Source organism: Caulobacter sp. ALps2, assembly GCF_058681635.1.
In genome coordinates this window covers 2939234-2954951 of record NZ_CM178743.1, presented here as the reverse complement: position 1 = coordinate 2954951, position 15718 = coordinate 2939234, and the positions used below count along the sequence as shown (strand labels likewise).

The 15718-nt window shown below is 66.1% G+C and carries 15 protein-coding genes and 1 pseudogene; 7 read left to right on the top strand and 9 right to left on the bottom strand.

Translation table 11 applies throughout. From position 1 onward, the window contains the following. Positions 1-2 precede the first annotated feature (2 nt). Positions 3-986: a helix-turn-helix transcriptional regulator gene (locus ACW173_RS14085; protein WP_492080624.1), complete on the bottom strand. Its 984-nt coding sequence runs from the start codon at positions 984-986 to the stop codon at positions 3-5. Between the two features lie 97 nt (positions 987-1083). Between ACW173_RS14085 and ACW173_RS14080 the strand changes: the two genes are divergently transcribed. Both ACW173_RS14080 and ACW173_RS14075 read left to right on the top strand, forming a co-directional pair. Further along, entirely contained in the window at positions 1084-1434 is a 351-nt protein-coding gene (locus tag ACW173_RS14080; protein ID WP_492085993.1) for a hypothetical protein, read from the top strand. Between the two features lie 272 nt (positions 1435-1706). After that, on the top strand, positions 1707-4340 hold the full coding sequence (locus tag ACW173_RS14075; RefSeq protein ID WP_492080623.1) for a TonB-dependent receptor plug domain-containing protein: 2634 nt from the start codon (positions 1707-1709) through the stop codon (positions 4338-4340). A gap of 161 nt (positions 4341-4501) precedes the next feature. Here ACW173_RS14075 and ACW173_RS14070 read toward each other — a convergent pair whose 3' ends face one another. Further along, positions 4502-5047, bottom strand: a complete 546-nt coding sequence (locus ACW173_RS14070; protein WP_492080622.1) for a GNAT family N-acetyltransferase — start codon at positions 5045-5047, stop codon at positions 4502-4504. Positions 5048-5284: 237 nt separating this feature from the next. Between ACW173_RS14070 and ACW173_RS14065 the strand changes: the two genes are divergently transcribed. The 5 genes and pseudogenes from ACW173_RS14065 to ACW173_RS14045 all read left to right on the top strand — a co-directional run bounded on the left by ACW173_RS14065 (position 5285) and on the right by ACW173_RS14045 (position 9669). Further along, entirely contained in the window at positions 5285-6886 is a 1602-nt protein-coding gene (locus tag ACW173_RS14065) for a flavin monoamine oxidase family protein (protein WP_492080621.1), read from the top strand. Positions 6887-6901: 15 nt separating this feature from the next. After that, positions 6902-7294, top strand: a complete 393-nt coding sequence (locus tag ACW173_RS14060; protein ID WP_492080620.1) for a c-type cytochrome — start codon at positions 6902-6904, stop codon at positions 7292-7294. Between the two features lie 28 nt (positions 7295-7322). Further along, on the top strand, positions 7323-7820 hold the full coding sequence (locus ACW173_RS14055) for a RidA family protein (RefSeq protein ID WP_492080619.1): 498 nt from the start codon (positions 7323-7325) through the stop codon (positions 7818-7820). A 342-nt stretch (positions 7821-8162) separates the two neighbouring features. Beyond that, positions 8163-8237 (top strand): annotated as a pseudogene (locus ACW173_RS14050) (hypothetical protein); the annotation flags it as partial. Between the two features lie 280 nt (positions 8238-8517). Beyond that, positions 8518-9669: an outer membrane beta-barrel protein gene (locus tag ACW173_RS14045; protein ID WP_492080618.1), complete on the top strand. Its 1152-nt coding sequence runs from the start codon at positions 8518-8520 to the stop codon at positions 9667-9669. Between the two features lie 52 nt (positions 9670-9721). Here ACW173_RS14045 and ACW173_RS14040 read toward each other — a convergent pair whose 3' ends face one another. The 7 genes from ACW173_RS14040 to ACW173_RS14010 all read right to left on the bottom strand — a co-directional run bounded on the left by ACW173_RS14040 (position 9722) and on the right by ACW173_RS14010 (position 15713). Further along, positions 9722-9916, bottom strand: coding sequence for a hypothetical protein (locus ACW173_RS14040; RefSeq protein WP_492080617.1), 195 nt, complete (start codon positions 9914-9916; stop codon positions 9722-9724). Between the two features lie 74 nt (positions 9917-9990). Beyond that, positions 9991-10380 (bottom strand): Rieske (2Fe-2S) protein, encoded by a 390-nt coding sequence (locus ACW173_RS14035; protein ID WP_492080616.1) that lies wholly within the window; start codon positions 10378-10380, stop codon positions 9991-9993. After that, the gene (locus ACW173_RS14030; protein WP_492080615.1) at positions 10377-11384 is read right to left on the bottom strand and encodes a fumarylacetoacetate hydrolase family protein; all 1008 of its coding nucleotides are present in this window, start codon (positions 11382-11384) and stop codon (positions 10377-10379) included. The genes ACW173_RS14035 and ACW173_RS14030 overlap by 4 nt, the downstream gene beginning before the upstream one ends. A gap of 42 nt (positions 11385-11426) precedes the next feature. Further along, positions 11427-12719, bottom strand: a complete 1293-nt coding sequence (gene hmgA / locus ACW173_RS14025) for a homogentisate 1,2-dioxygenase (RefSeq protein WP_492080614.1) — start codon at positions 12717-12719, stop codon at positions 11427-11429. Positions 12720-12866: 147 nt separating this feature from the next. Then, the gene (gene hppD, locus ACW173_RS14020) at positions 12867-13928 is read right to left on the bottom strand and encodes a 4-hydroxyphenylpyruvate dioxygenase (protein WP_492080613.1); all 1062 of its coding nucleotides are present in this window, start codon (positions 13926-13928) and stop codon (positions 12867-12869) included. Then, entirely contained in the window at positions 13925-15112 is a 1188-nt protein-coding gene (locus tag ACW173_RS14015) for an amino acid aminotransferase (RefSeq protein WP_492080612.1), read from the bottom strand. The genes hppD and ACW173_RS14015 overlap by 4 nt, the downstream gene beginning before the upstream one ends. A gap of 133 nt (positions 15113-15245) precedes the next feature. Beyond that, a complete protein-coding gene (locus ACW173_RS14010; RefSeq protein ID WP_492080611.1) occupies positions 15246-15713 on the bottom strand; it encodes an Lrp/AsnC family transcriptional regulator in 468 nt (155 codons plus the stop codon). Positions 15714-15718 lie beyond the last annotated feature (5 nt).

Here is a 15718-nt window from a genome sequence, read left to right as displayed (position 1 = left end):
CCCTACCACGCCCCGTGGGCGCGACCAGCCTCGCGCAGCTCCTGGACCATCATGTCCTTCAGGACCTGCGGCGCGACGATCTCGATATCGCCGCCCCAGGTGAACAGGTGCCAGGACAGCTCGCGCATGCCGCCGGCGCGGAAGGTCACGGTCACCGAGCCGTCCGCTTCCTGGGTCACCTTCTGGGTGGCGTGGAAGCGCCAGCGCAGGGCGTCTTCGGCCCGGCGCGGATGGATGCGCAGCACCACGTCCTGGATCTCGTCGTGATAGATGCCGAAACTCTCGTCGGCGAAGGCCTGCAGCGAGAAGTCCTCGGGCGGCGGCGCTGGCCTGTCGAGCACCTTGAGGTCGCTCATCCGATCCAGGCGCCAGGAGCGCGGCTGGCCGCCCTTCCCTTCCGAGGCCACCAGGTAGTTGCTGCGTCCGAACAGGACGCCCAGCGGCGTCACCTCCCGCGTGCGGCCTGGCGTGCTGCCGCCCTCGTAGCGGAACGACAGGGCCGACAGCCCCTTGATCGCCGTGCGGATGGCGGTCAGCAGGGCCTGGTCCTCGAACGGGCGCGGGCCGGCGTGGACGGCGATGGTCTCGGCCTGGACCAGGGCCTCGACGTCGGGGGCCACCTTGCGGCGAGCCGCGCCGCGCAGGGCCGACAGCAGCTTGCCCTCCAGGGAATAGAGCGACGACGACCGGGCCTCGGCGCCGGACGCCTTGTAGCTGTCGGCCGCCGTGCGCAGGGCCGCCAGCTCCTCGGCGGTCGGGGTCTGGAAGACACCATCCAGGCCCGACGGGATGCGGAAACGCTTGGTCGGCGGATCGTCGATCGCCTCCATCTGCGGGAAGGCCGCCCAGACGGCGTCGCGCATCCGCTCGGCGGTGCGGCGGCCGACGTCCAGGTTCTGGGCCATCTCATCCAGGGTCAGGCCCTCGGCCGAACCGGCCAGCATGCGGGCCAGGTCCAGAAGGCGTGTAGCTTTCTCGTGTCTCATGCGTTCCCCAATTGGACGCACAGCTTACGACCGTTTCTGTCGCAATGCCCGCACATTCTGCGGATGTCGAGACTGGAGAACCCGTCACATGGCCCCGATGTCGCGCTTTACCTGCTCCCCCTGGGTGACCGCCCCCGTCAACCAGGCCCTGATCTCGGCGGTGCTGGACTTCGCCGACATCCATCGCGACATGGGCAACGGCCGCACCCTGCGCCGTATCAGCCATGAGCGCGCGGCCAAGGCCGACATGTTCCTGCTGCTGGGACGCGATGTGGAGCGGGTCACCGATATCGGCTTGGTCTGGAACGACCGCGAGGACCAGATCGTCCGCATCACCGACGACGCCGAACTGCGCGATTCCCGCATGACCGCCTGGGAAGAAGCTTTCGACCTTTTCGAGACCGAAGAGACGGACGAAATGGCCGAGCCGATGCGTCTCTGCGCCTGAATCGTTTCAACGGCGCCATTCGAACGGCGCCGTTCTGCCTAAATTCCGAGATCGACCGCCGCGCAAAACGGCGCCCGCTGGGCGCCTGCGCGGCCGCGGCGTTTTTCTGACAACGCCCCATTGCCGAAATCCGAAACTTCAATCCCCATGAATAGATCGGACAGTATCCGATAATTTTTTAGTGCCCGCGTCAAAAAATATAATCATGGGGAGAAAAGCGCCACGATGGAAGGATTCGTCACGCGTCAATAAACAGAAAGAGGGGGCTATTAATGAATCGACTTTTTAAACCTGCCTTGTTGGCGGGTATTTCCGCGCTATCCGTTACTTTGGGATACTCTACATCCGCCTTTGCCGCCGACGCGGCGGCCGCACCGGTGGCGGCCACGCCCCCCGACCAGGCTTCCGAACTCGATGTCGTGGTTGTCACCGCCCGCGGCAAACCTCGGACGGTCCTGGACTCGGCTGTTCCCGTGGACTCGTTCAGCGAGAGCGACATCAAGGCCTCCACGTTCACCGACACCAACGACATTCTGAAGACCCTGGTCCCGTCCTACACCCTGGCCCGCGAGCCGATTTCGGACGGCGCCACCTTCATCCGCCCCGCCAGCCTGCGCGGCCTGCCGACCGACAAGACCCTGTTCATGGTGAACTCCAAGCGTCGCCACCGTTCGGCGCTGGTCAGCATCGGCGGCACCGGCTCACAGGCCCCGGACGCGGCGACGATCCCCGCCTCGGCGCTGAAGAACGTAGTGGTGACGCGCGACGGCGCGGGGGCCCAATACGGTTCGGACGCCATCGCCGGCGTCATCGACTTCCAGCTGAAGGACAGCCCCAGCGGCGGCTCTCTGACGGCGCAGTACGGCCAGTACTATCTGGGCGACGGCGAGGACGTGCTGGTCACCGGCAATATCGGCCTGCCGATCGGCGAAAAGGGCTTCATCAACGCCACGGTCGAATACACCAGCCAGAACCAGGTCAACCGCGGCCGGCAATACTGCAACGTCGGCATCCCGAACCAGTCGGCCGGCTTCTGCGTGACCAGCTACGCCGCCGCCAATCCGTCCTACGCCGCCCTGATCCACGACTACGTGCAGAAGTGGGGTCAGCCTGACGCCGAGGCCACGCGCGCGGTCGTCAACACGGGCTATGACTTGACCGACACGGTCTCGCTGTACGCCTTCGCCAATTATTCGAAGAGCAGCGCGGTCGAATACTTCAACTATCGCCCGCCGGTCAGCAACGCGGTCAACGCCACGCCCATCCGCCAGCAGGATGGTTCGCTGTTCCAATTCAGCTCGATCTTCCCGGGCGGCTTCACGCCGATGTTCGGCGGCGACATCACCGACTACAGCCTGACCGGTGGCTTGAAGGGCAAGCTCTCCAACGGCCTGTCTTACGACTTCAGCGGCCGCTACGGGAACGACCAGCTTCGTTACACCCTGTGGGACACCGTCAATCCGTCGATGGGCGCGGCCTCGCCGCACTCGTTCTACGTCGGCACGCTGATCTCGTCGGAAACGGCCGCCAACGCCGACTTCGCCTATGACTGGGCCGGCCTGGGCTTCAACACGCCGCTCACGATCAACTTCGGCGCCGAATACCGAAAGGAAGGCTACGAGATCGAACCGGGCGACGTCCCATCCTACGTCGCGGGCTCCTGGGCCGTGCCCGACCCGTTCAAGTTCTGTAACGCCACGACCCATACGGCCACGGCCGCGGGCGCGGCCCTGCCGACCACGGCCGGCCTGAACTGCGCCAACTATCTGGCGGACGCATCGGACGGCTTCGCCGGCATCGATCCGGTCTACAACGCCCTGGCGGTCGGCTCGAACGGCGCTCCGGGTTCGCCCCCGGCCTATTCGGGCAAGCTGACCCGCGATTCCTACGCCGGCTATGTCGAAGGTTCGGCCAACATCACCGAGGCCTGGTTCTTCGACCTGGCCCTCCGCGGCGAACACTTCTCCGATTTCGGTTCGACCTGGAACGGCAAGGTGGCCACGCAGTACCAGATCACCCCGAGCTTTGGGGTTCGCGCCTCGGCCGGCACGGGCTTCCGCGCTCCGACGCCGGGTCAGCTGTTCACGACCAACGTCTCGACCCGCGTCGAGAACGGCGCGATCATCGCCTCGGGCCTGTTCCCGGCCACCAATCCGGTGGCCCAGTTCATGGGCGCCAAGGTGCTGAAGCCGGAAAAATCGGTCAACCTGGCCATCGGCTTCACCGCCTCGATCATGGACGGCCTGTCTCTGACCGTCGACGCCTACAGCATCAAGATCGACGACCAGTTCTACGCCACCACGCCGATCACGGTGACCCCGACCATCCGGGCCGCCCTGATCGCGGCCAGCGTGCCTGGCGCCGATACGATCGGCCAGGTGCAGTTCTACCAGAACGCCTTCGACTCCAAGACGACGGGGGTCGACGTCGTCGCCACCTACCGCAAGAGCTGGGAGAACGGCCAGTCGACCAACTTCTCGGTCAGCGGCAACTACAACAAGTTCAAGGTCCAGAAGGTCTTCTCGGCGAACTTCTTCGACGCCGAAGGCGTGTTCGACTTCGAGAACGCCCAGCCCCGCTGGCGCTCGGTGGTTTCGGCCACGCACCAGATCGACAAGTTCAAGGCCACCGGCCGCCTGAACATCTGGGGGCCGTACAAGAACATGTTCAGCGTCGCCAATCCGATCGTCCAGAAGTGGGACCCGGAGACCTTCTTCGACCTCGAACTGTCGTATCAGGCCACCGACAACTATTCGGTCGCCATCGGCGCCCGGAACCTGTTCCAGAATTACCCCGACGTCGACAAGACCGGCGAGTCGGCCACCAACGGCCGCCTCTATCGTTCGGACTCGATCGTCGATTGGCAGGGCGGCTTCTGGTACGCCAAGGTGTCCGCGACCTTCTAGAGCCCTTTCCGACCTGATCGAAACGATCAGTCGGATAAAAAAGGGCTCTAAATCAAAAGCCTGGAGCATTTTGTCGATCCGTTCGGATCGGAAAATGCTCCAGGGCCGACATCGCTCGATACGAAGGGCCGGGCTCACCCCCGGCCCTTTTGCTTTTCGGGCTACAGCCCCTTGCCCATGCGCATCAGCGGCACGCGGTAGCCGCTCGAGGTCACCGCCTCGAACGGCTCGATGTCGTGGTAGCCGCAGGCGCGATACAGCGGCACGCCGCCCATCGTGGCCGCCATCTCGACACGGCCGAAGCCCTCGGCGCGGGCGGCGGCTTCACACGCGTCCAGGATCAGGCGGCCGACGCCTTTCCGGGTATGGTCGGGATGGGTGTACATCGCCCGCACCCGCGCGGCGTCGGTCTTGGGGTCCAGCATCGCCGCGTCGCGTCCCGCGGAATGGTCGCCGCCGAACAGGGTGGCGCGCCGGCTCCAGCCGCCGCAGCCCGCGATCTCGCCCCTGTCTTCCACGACGAAATAGGTGCCGTCGGCGATCAGCTGGGTGTCCAGGCCCATCACCTCGTACGAGGCCTTCACCCCCTCGGGCGGCAGGAATGCTCGCAGCAGCTCGCCGATCGCGCGGTCCATCAGGGCCGACAGCACCGGCATGTCGTCGGGGCGCGCCAGGCGAAGGGTCAGGGGAGGAACGGACGAATTCATAGGGGCTCCATGACGGCGTCGTCGGAACGCGAGCAAAACAAGGATTCGGCGAGTCCGCGACGATCTTTCGTCCCCGCCCACCGATCGCTCAACGACCGTCCCAGGCGCCCAATGGTCAGGCGTCCGCCCTGTCAGTCCGCGTCTCGACTGAAAACGGATTGCGCGGTGGAGGTTGGAATTTCGAGATGCTGCCCAAGCTGGCGCGACCTGATCCGCCGGATACAAGACGGGGATGATATGAGCGGATTGGACGCGTCTTCGGCGGGTGGCGTACTCACACGTCGTCGGTTCTTCGAGAGCTTGGCCGCGGTCGGCGGCATGTCGCTGGTGCTGTCCGGCATGGAGGCCCTGGGCTTCTCCCAGGCTTCGGCCACCGAACTCCCGCCCGAGCTGAGCGGCGGGGCCAAGAACACCAAGGTCATCGTTCTGGGCGCGGGCCTGGCGGGCATGACCGCCGCCTACGAACTGTCCAAGGCCGGCTATCAGGTGCAGGTGCTGGAAGCCCGCTCGTACGCCGGCGGTCGCTGCCAGACGGCGCGCAAGGGTTTCAAGCACACCGACCTGATCGGCCACGAACAGACCTGCGAGTTCGACGAGGGCCAGTACATCAACCACGGCCCGTGGCGGATCCCGTATCACCACCGCTCGACCCTGCACTACACCAAGCTGTTCGGCGTGCCGCTGGAGAGCTTCGTCAACGACAACGACGCCTCCTACGTCTATTTCGAGAAGGGCGGCGGCCCGCTGGCCGGCAAGCCGGTGCGCAAGGGCGAGATCGCCGCCGACATCCGCGGCTACACCGCCGAACTGGTCGCCAAGGCCGCCAGCCAGGGCCAGCTGGACGCTCCGCTGTCGGGCCTGGATAAGGAACGCTTCGTCGCCTACCTGGTCAACGAAGGGCGCCTGTCCAAGGACCTGGCCTACAAGGGCACCGAGGGGCGCGGCTTCTCGGTCCATCCCGGCGCCGGCGTCAACCCCGGACCTGGCAAGGAGCTGCCGCCCTACGCCTTCAAGGACGTGCTGGACAGCAACGCCTGGAGAGTGCTGAGCTCGGTCACCGGCTACGAGCAGCAGCGCACCATGCTGCAGCCGATCGGCGGCATGGACCAGATCGCCAAGGCCTTCGAAAAACAGGTCGGACCGATGATCCGCTACGGCGCCGTGGTCGAGAAGATCAAGCAGTCGCCCACCGGCGTGACCGTCGCGTACAAGGGCGCCGACGGCAAGCCGGCCGAAGTCACCGCCGACTACTGCGTCTGCACCATCCCGCTCAGCGTGCTCAAGCAGATCGACCTCGACGCCTCGGCGCCGTTCAAGGCGGCGATGGAGGGCGTGGCCTACGCGCCAGTCAACAAGATCGGCCTGCAGATGAAGTCCCGCTTCTGGGAGGACAAGCACCACATCTACGGCGGTCACATCTACAACGACCTGCCCGGCATCAACACGATCACCCTGCCCTCCTACGGCTGGCAGGGGCAGAAGGGCGTGCTGCTGGGCTACTACGCCTTCGGCGGCGAGGCGGCGCGGATCAGCGCCAAGACCCCGGCCGAGCGCGCGGCATTCGCCGTGGCGGCGGGCCAGAAGATCTTCCCGGAATATGCCGAGAACTTCGACAACGCCTTCTCCTTCAGCTGGCACCTGGCCGAGTACAATCTGGGCGGCTGGGCCGAGTGGGGCGAGAACGGCCGCAAGGAGTCGTATCCTGTGCTGTGCGAGCCCGACGGCCGCCTCTACCTGGCCGGCGAACACTTGAGCTACCTAGGTGGGTGGCAAGCCGGCGCCATCGAGTCGGCGTGGCAGCAGATCGCCAAGATCCACGCCCGCGTGCAGCAAGCCTAAGCTTTCGAGGACCTGATGACTTTTGCCTATCGTCTCGCCGCTCTCTGTTTCGCCACGAGCCTCTCCGCTCCGGCGATCGCCGCCGCCGACGGCAAGTCGCTGTTCAACGACAACTGCTCGGCCTGCCATCAAGTGACCGGCAAGGGCGTCAAGGGCGCCTTCCCGGCCCTGGCCGCCTCGCCGTTCGTGCAGGGCAATCCGCAGATCTTGGCGACCACGGTGCTGAACGGCCGGGCCGGCATGCCGGCCTTCAAGGACGATCTCAACGACGCCGACCTCTCGGCCATCCTGACCTATGTCCGCGCGTCGTGGGGCAACAAGGGCGCGGCCATCAAGCCCGCCGACGTCGCCAAGGCCCGTATCGCCGCCAAGGCCAGCGCCAAGGCGCGCGGCCTGCAAGCCCACTGATTTTTTGAACGATCCAAGGGAGAAGACCATGAAGCGCCTCGCAGCCCTCGCCGTCGGCCTCGCCGCCCTCGCCGGTTCCGCACTCGCCCCCCAAGCTCAGGCTCAGGAGATCGTCCGCGGCGGCGATCCCAAGTCGCCGATCGCCGGCGTCGTCACCGTGCCGGCCGGCTACGACACCATCTACGTCTCCGGCATGACCCCGCCGGTGATCGACGACAAGGCCACCGGCGTCGCCAAGTTCGGCGACACCAAGACCCAGACCCTGGGCGTGATCGGCCGCATCGAGGCCGCCCTGAAGAGCCAGGGCGCCACGCTCGGCGACGTCGTCATGATGCGCGTGCTGCTGGTCGGCGACCCGGCCAAGGGTGGCAAGATGGACTTCATGGGCATGATGGAAGGCTACAAGACCTTCTTCGGCACCGAGGCCCAGCCCAACAAGCCGGCCCGCATCACCAGCCAGATCACCGCCCTCGTGCAGGACGGCATGCTGGTCGAGATCGAAGCCCAGGCGGCGCGCAAGAAGTAGTCCGCTTCAGCTGACGGTCTCATTTCACCGTTACGCGAAATTAATTTCGTGACAACGTTGTCAGATCGATTTCAAACGGCTATACGGAAATCAGCCCTTTCGGGCGTTTCCTCCCAATGACTCGGCCGCCTTCTTCTCCTGGAAGGCGGCCGTTCTTTTGTCTGGGGTTCGGAACAGAGCACCCTCTCTCATAGAGAGAGGGAGGGGCCCGCCGCCATAGGCGGTGGGAGGGTGAGAGGTTTCACCGCCTACTGGAAAATCCCAAGACTCCTCAGCTAAGCGTCTTCAAGGGCGCGGCTTAGCCGTGGATGCGACCGCGGACGTTCCGTCTTCGTCAGAGCTTTGTTCGGGGGGAGTTTAACCTCTCACCCTCCCACCGCTTCGCGGCGGGCCCCTCCCTCTCTCTATGAGAGAGGGTTTTCGAGGTGAAAGCGGCGTCAGAACCCAAGGCGACCCCGAACTTCAAGACATACTTCGATACAAACTAGCAATTATTGAAAATATTCCATTTTCTGCTGTATAAATGATCAACTACTGAGCCGATTGCAGCACAATATTTGACCTAACACCCGAAGATCAGCGCGCTTAACCGCCACTATGCTTCGCCGGGATCAGTTCACGTCTCAGCCTTTGGACGTCGGCACGTGCTTCCGCTCGACCGGAAGACCACGGGGTCGTCTTTCCAAGGGGATGTCCAATGAAGTTCGCCAAGTCCGCCGCCCTCGCCGGCGCCGCCATGATGCTCGCCCTGGCCGCCGCCGGGTCGGCTTCCGGCCAGGCCATGACCACGCCATCGATGAGCTGGCCCCTGGCCGCCAATCCCAAGCCCACGTCCATCGACGCGGGACCGCTGGGCGATGTCTACGTCACCGGCGCGGTCAGCGGCATCGCCTATCTGCAGAACCGCAAGGCCGGCAGCGACGTCAAATCGCGCATCGACGTCTCGAACGCCCAGGTGATGGTCCAGACGACCGAGGGACCGGTCCAGTTCTTCGCCCAGTTCGGCGCCTATTCGTTCCCGACCGTGGGGGTTCCCTATGGCGAGGCGACCGACAACACCAAGAACACCTTCGGCGTGGTGTCGCAGGCGTTCGTGAAGTTCGTGCCCAGCGAGAACGTCTCCATCATGGTCGGCAAGCTCCCGACCCTGATCGGCGCCGAGTACAGCTTCACCTTCCAGAACGCCAACATCACGCGGGGCCAGCTGTGGAACCAGGAGAACCTGATCAACCGGGGCGTCCAGGTGAACTACGCCGCCGGCCCGCTGAGCATCTCGGCCTCGCTGAATGACGGCTTCTATTCCGACAAGTACAGCTGGGGCTCGGCCCTGGTGTCCTACGCCGTCAACGACAAGAACGTGGTCGCCTTCGCCGGCGGCGCCAATTTCGACAAGGCGGTCGACGTCTCCACCTCGGCCACGCCGCTGCTGCAGAACAACTCCGAGATCTACAACCTGATCTGGACCCACACCAACGGCCCGCTGACGATCATGCCCTACGTCCAGTACACGCGCGTGCCGAAGATGCCGTCGCTGGGCGTCACCGAGGAAGCCTCGACCACCGGCGTCGCGGTGCTGGGCAAGTACAGCTTCAACGACACCTTCTCGCTGGCCGCCCGCGCCGAGCACATCTCCACGGACGGCAACGGCTCGACCAACCTGCTGTATGGCCCCGACAGCAAGGCCACCACCCTGACCTTGACGCCGACCTTCCAGAAGGGGGCCTTCTTCGTCCGGGGCGAGGTCGCCTACATCAAGCTGAGCGACTACGCCCCCGGCGCCGGCCTGGGCGCCAGCGGCGACGCGAAGTCGCAAACCCGCGCGCTCATTGAAACGGGGATTTTGTTCTAGAGCTGGAACTGGCCCCGTCTTCTCTCGCGGGAGACGGGGCGGTCTACGCTGCTCAGGCCGAGATGTTGACCAACGTACCGGTCAACTCGCCCGTGGTCTGGGCGAGAGCCGCGCCGGCCGAGGCCGTGGCCTGGGCGTTGGTCTGGGCCACCGCCAGCTGCGTCAGATCGACGATCTTCGCGGCGGCGTCGCTCGAAGCGGCCGGACGCGGCGTGTACGGGGTGGCGTTGGAGGCGGAAATCTGCACGACGCGTTCCTCTGCGGATCGACGGCAATCTGGCCGTGAAGCCTTAAGCGGACCTGATCAAACAGGGTTAATCCTCAGGCCGTGACGATCCGCCCCTCCCGCGCCTCGACCGGCCATGGCGACAGTCTCGCGCCCACGCAGGGGCCGCCCACGCACGTCCCCTCCTCCACCGTGAAGACCGCCCCATGCCAGGAGCACATGATCAGGTCGCCGTCCGGGGTCAGGTAGCGATCCAGCTCCTGGGCCAGCGGCAGGCCGGCGTGCGGGCAGCGGTCGACATAGCCGAACACCGCCTCGCCCCGGCGCACCACGAAGCCGTGGAAACGCTTGTCGCCAATCCGCAGCACGTAGTTGCGGGCCTTGCCGTCGGCGATCAGATCGAGCGGGCCGAGATTGATCCCGGCGCGCGTCGACCAGATCCTCGCCCCAGAAGCAGAATGGGCGGCAGAGGCCTCTTCGCTCAAACCCGCTCGACCGTCTGCTCGATGGCGCCGAAGATCGAGTGGCCCTTGGCGTCCTTCATCTCGATGCGGATGGTGTCGTCGCCCAGCAGGAACGGCGTCTTGGCCGCGCCATGCAGGATGGTCTCGACCGTGCGCAGCTCGGCCAGGCAGGAGTAGCCCAGGCCGCCTTCGCTGATCGGCTTGCCGGGACCGCCGTCGCCGCCGCGGTTGCTGACCGTGCCCGAACCGACGATCGTGCCGGCGCTGAGCGCCCGGGTCTTGGCGGCGTGGGCCACCAGGGTCCCGAAGTCGAAGGTCATGTCGACGCCGGCGTCGGCCTTGCCGAAGTCCTTGCCGTCCAGCTCGACCAGCAGGGCGCCGTGCAGCTTGCCGTCCTTCCAGGCGTCGCCCAGGGCGTCGGGCGACACGGCGACCGGCGAGAAGGCGCTGGCCGGCTTGGACTGCACGAAGCCAAAACCCTTGGCCAGTTCGGCCGGGATCAGGTTGCGCAAGCTGACGTCGTTGCACAGCATGACCAGGCGGATGGCGGCCAGGGCCTCCTCGCGGCTGGCGCCCAGCGGCACGTCGTCGACGATGACGGCGATTTCGCCTTCGAGGTCGCAGCCCCAGCTGGCGTCGGCCAGCGGGATCGGATCGCGGGGGGCCAGGAAGCCGTCCGACGCGCCCTGGTACATCAGGGGATCGGTCCAGAAGGTCTCGGGCATCTCGGCGCCGCGCGCCTGGCGCACCAGCTGCACGTGGTTGACGTAGGCCGAGCCGTCGACCCACTGGAACGCGCGCGGCAAGGGGCTGGCCGCGTCGTGCTCGTGGAAGCGCTCCCTGGGCACGCCGCCGTGCTCGAGGCTCTCGGCCAGGCCCGCCAGCAGCGGCCCACAGCGCGCCCAGTCGTCCAGCGCGGCCTGCAAGGTCGGCGCGATGGTCCCGGCGTCGGTGAACCAGGCCAGGTCGTTGGAGACCACCACAAGCCGGCCGTCACGGCCGCCCTTGAGAGACGCGAGCTTCATCAGCGCTTCCTCTAATCTGTTCTGGTTACGGTGGACTTGCTTCTAAGGCAGCTTGGCCTTGGGGAAGCCCGTCCAACAGGCGTCATAGTCACCCTGAAGCGCGGAAGTCTCCAGAGCGAACTTTGTCGGCCGGATCACCCAGCGGCTTTCGAACATGAAGGCCATGGTCCCGTCGATCTTGTGCGGGGCCAGTTGCGCTTCCGTCGCCTTCTGGTGGCTGGCCACGTCGGGGCCATGGTCGCTCATGCAGTTGTGCAAGCTGGCGCCGCCGGGGACGAAGCCGCCCTCCTTGGCGTCGTAGGCGCCGTGGATCAGGCCCATGAACTCGCTCATCACGTTGCGGTGGAACCACGGCGGGCGGAACGTGTGCTCGGCCACCATCCAGCGCGGCGGGAAGATCACGAAGTCGCAATTGGCCGTGCCCGGGATCTCGCTGGGCGAGGTCAGGACCGTGAAGATCGACGGATCGGGGTGGTCGAAACTGACCGTGTTGATGGTGTTGAACCGCGACAGGTCATAGCGGTATGGCGCGAGATTGCCGTGCCAGGCCACCACGTCCAGCGGGCTATGATCCCATTCGGCCGCCCACAGCTGGCCCTGGAATTTCTGGATGACCAGGGTCGGGGCGTCGATGTCCTCGAAGGCCGCCACGGGCGTCTCGAAGTCACGCGGATTGGCCAGGCCGTTGGAGCCGATGGGCCCGAGATCCGGCAGCTTGAACGCCGCGCCGTGGTTCTCGCAGACATAGCCGCGCGAGGGACCGTCGAGTTCGACCCGGAACCGCACGCCGCGCGGGATCACCGCGATGTGGCCAGGACCGGCCTTCAGCACGCCCAGTTCGGTGACCAGGGTCAGCACGCCCTGCTGCGGCACGATCAGGAGCTCGCCGTCGGCGTCGTAGAACACCCGGTCCCGCATCGAGACATTGGCGACATAGACGTGGACGCCGAGGCCCGCCTGGGTGGCGACATCGCCGTTGCCGGCCAGGGTGATCAGGCCGTCGACGAAGTCGGTCGGCTCGGCGGGAATGGCGATCGGGTCCCAGCGCAGGCGGTTGGGCGTCACCGGGCCTTCGAACGGACCGCTGGCCAGCTTGGCTTGGGCGTAGGGCTGATAGGCTCCGTGCCCGGCGCTGGGCCGCAGGCGATAGAGCCAGCCGCGCAGGTTCTCATGGCGCGGGGCGGTGAAGGCCGTGCCCGACAGCTGCTCGGCATAGAGGCCGAACGGAACCCGCTGCGGCGAGTTCTGGCCCACCGGCAGCGCGCCGGCCACGGCCTCGGTGGCGAAGTGGGCGCCGAAGCCGGTCTGGTATTTGAGCGCGTCGCTGTTGGTCACGTGCGTCCTCCCCCACCCCGACTTTCCCGGCGAAGGCCGGGACCCAGATTCATCCGGGGCGGTTGGTGGGCTTCACCTGGGCCCCGGCCTTCGCCGGGGAGACGGGGATAGTGGGACGGGACACGGGGTCCCGTCCATCGGCCTTGATCAAGCCTCGACCGTGATCACGCCACGGCGGATCTGGTCCAGCTCGATGCTCTCGAACAGCGCTTGGAAGTTGCCGTTGCCGAAGCCCTGGTTGCCCTTGCGCTGGATGATCTCGAAGAAGATCGGGCCGAACAGGTTCTCGGTGAAGATCTGCAGCAGCAGGCCTTCCTCGCCGACATTGCCGTCCAGCAGGATGCGGTTCTTCTTCAGGCGCTCCAGGTCCTCGCCGTGGCCGGGGACGCGCTTGTCGACCAGCTCGTAATAGGTCTCGATGGTGTCCTGCAGCTTGACCCCACGGGCGCGCAGACGCTCGACGGTGTCGTAGATGTCGTCCGTCGTCAGGGCCAGATGCTGGATGCCCTCGCCGTTGTACTGGCGGATGAACTCCTCGATCTGGCTCTTGTCGTCCTGGCTCTCGTTCAGGGGGATGCGGATGGCCTTGTCGGGCGCGATCATCGCCTGGCTGAACAGGCCGGTGGCCTGGCCCTTGATGTCGAAGTACTTCTGCTCCTCGAAGCCGAAGACGTCGCGATAGAAGGTCGACCAGGTGCGCATCTGGCCGCGCTTGACGTTGTGGGTCAGGTGATCGAGCAGATCCAGGCCGACATTGTTGGCCGCCTCGGCCTCGGCGGCGCCAGCCACCGGGGTCCAGCTGGCGAACACGGCGTCCGCGCCTTCGACCAGGTAAAGCATCGAGCCGCCGATGCCTTCCAGCACCCGCGCGCCCTCGCCCAGCACCGTGGCCGAGGCGTCGGCCGCCACGGCGCCGCGCTTCAGGGCCTCGGCATAGGCTTGGCCGACGTCGGCGACGCCGAACGCCATGCCGTTGGCCGACGGGCCGTGGGCGGCGCGGAACTCGGCCACCTGGCCTGTCGCCTCGTCATTGACCAGCAGGTTGATACGGCCCTGCTTGTAGCGGGTCACGGCCTTGGTCGGGTGGGTCGAGGCGGCGACGAAGCCCATCTGCTCGAACAGCCCCTTCATGGCGGCCGGTTCGGGGCTGGTGAATTCGACGAAGACGAAGCCGTCGAGGCCCAGGGGGTTGTCTTGAGTCACGGTCATGCCGGTTCTCCCTGCAGGCAGGCGTTGAGCGCCCGCGCGAATATGTCGATGTTCGAAACGGTCAGACCGGCCAGATTGACGCGGCCGGAACCCGCCATGTAGATCCCGTGATCCTCGCGCAGCTGGGCGACCTGGGCCGGCGACAGCGGCAGCAGCGCGAACAGGCCGTGCTGCCCGGCCAGCGGGGCCAGCATCGGAACCGCCGTCGCCAGGCGCTGGCGCAAGTCGGCCACGCGGGCGCGCATGGCTTCCAGTTCGGTCTTCCAGAGCGTCGTGAGGGCTTCGCTTTCCAGGATAACACGAACCGTGGCGGCGCCGTGATCCGGCGGCATCGACCAGTTGGTGCGCGCCAGGGCCCGGATGTTGCTGGCGGCCAGGTCCAAGGTCGCCGCGTCGCGAGTCAGCGTGTAAAGCGCGCCCACGCGTTCGCGGTACAGGCCGAAATTCTTGTCGCAGGAATAGGCCAGCAGGCCGTCCTCGGCGGCCGCCAGGACCAGGCGCATGCCCGCCGCGTCTTCCTCGAGCCCCAGGCCCAAACCCTGATAGGCCAGGTCGATCAGAGGGGTGATCCCCTTGCGACCGACCACCTCGGCGATCGCCGCCCATTGCTCCAGGCTGTAGTCGGCGCCCGACGGGTTGTGGCAGCAGGCGTGCAGCAGCACCGCGTCGCCGGCCCGCGCCGTCTCCAGCGTCGCCATCATGTCGTCGAAGCCCAGCTTCTGTGCGCGCTGGTCGTAGTGGCGGAAGGTGACCGTCTCGATGCCCAACTGGTCCAGGATCTGGGTGTGATTGGGCCAGGTCGGCGCGCCGATGAACATGCGGATGTCGGGCTTGGCCGCCTGCAACAGCTCGCAGGCCAGGCGCACCGCGCCGGTGCCGCCCGGCGTCTGCACGCCGAACATCTCGTGGGACACCGCTTCCCCGAAGATGATCGGCTTCAGCAGGTCCAGATAGCCGATGTCGCCTTCCGGACCGAGGTAGGACTTGGTCGCTTGCGTGTTCAGCAGGATCTGCTCGGCGGCCTTCACGCTCTCCAGCACCGGCGTCGCGCCGTGGTCGTCGCGGAACACGCCGACGCCCAGGTCGATCTTCTCCGGGCGCGGATCCCGGCGATAGAGGCCGATCAGCGACAGCAGGGAGTCCGGAGCCTGCGGCGTCAGGCCGGTGAACACGGAGGAGGTCATGGCGCGCTTTCCGATAGTCGACGGAGAGCAGCTTATCGCGGCGCTGAAGTCAGGACGTGGCGATGATGACCGAGATTGACGTCAATTAGGTCATATTCCGCCAATAGTCAGGCTCAGATCCCGCCGATTATGATCAGTCCATATAGTCCAGCGGCAGAGCCGTGGAATCCTTGACGGTGTCGAGCACGAAGGCCGAGCGCACATCCTTGACCGCCGGCATCTTCAACAGGCGCTGCATCATCAGATCGCCATAGGCGTCGAGATCGGGGGCCACCACACGCAGCAGATAGTCGTAACTACCGGTCATCACATAGCAGCCGACCACTTCGGGCTCACGCAGGATCGCCTGTTTGAACGCCTCGGCCGCGCCCTCGGTATGGTCGACCTGGACCTCGACATAGGCCAGCACGCCCAACTGGGCCTTGCGCCGGTCCAGCAGGGCGACATAGCCGCTGATCAGGCCGGAAGCCTCCAACTGCTTGACCCGGCGCAGGCATGGACTGGGTGACAACCCCACCCGCTCGGCCAGGTCGACGTTCGAGATCTTCCCATCCTGCTGAAGGATGTGGAGAATCTTCCGATCGGCGCGGGTGAGCTTCATCGTGA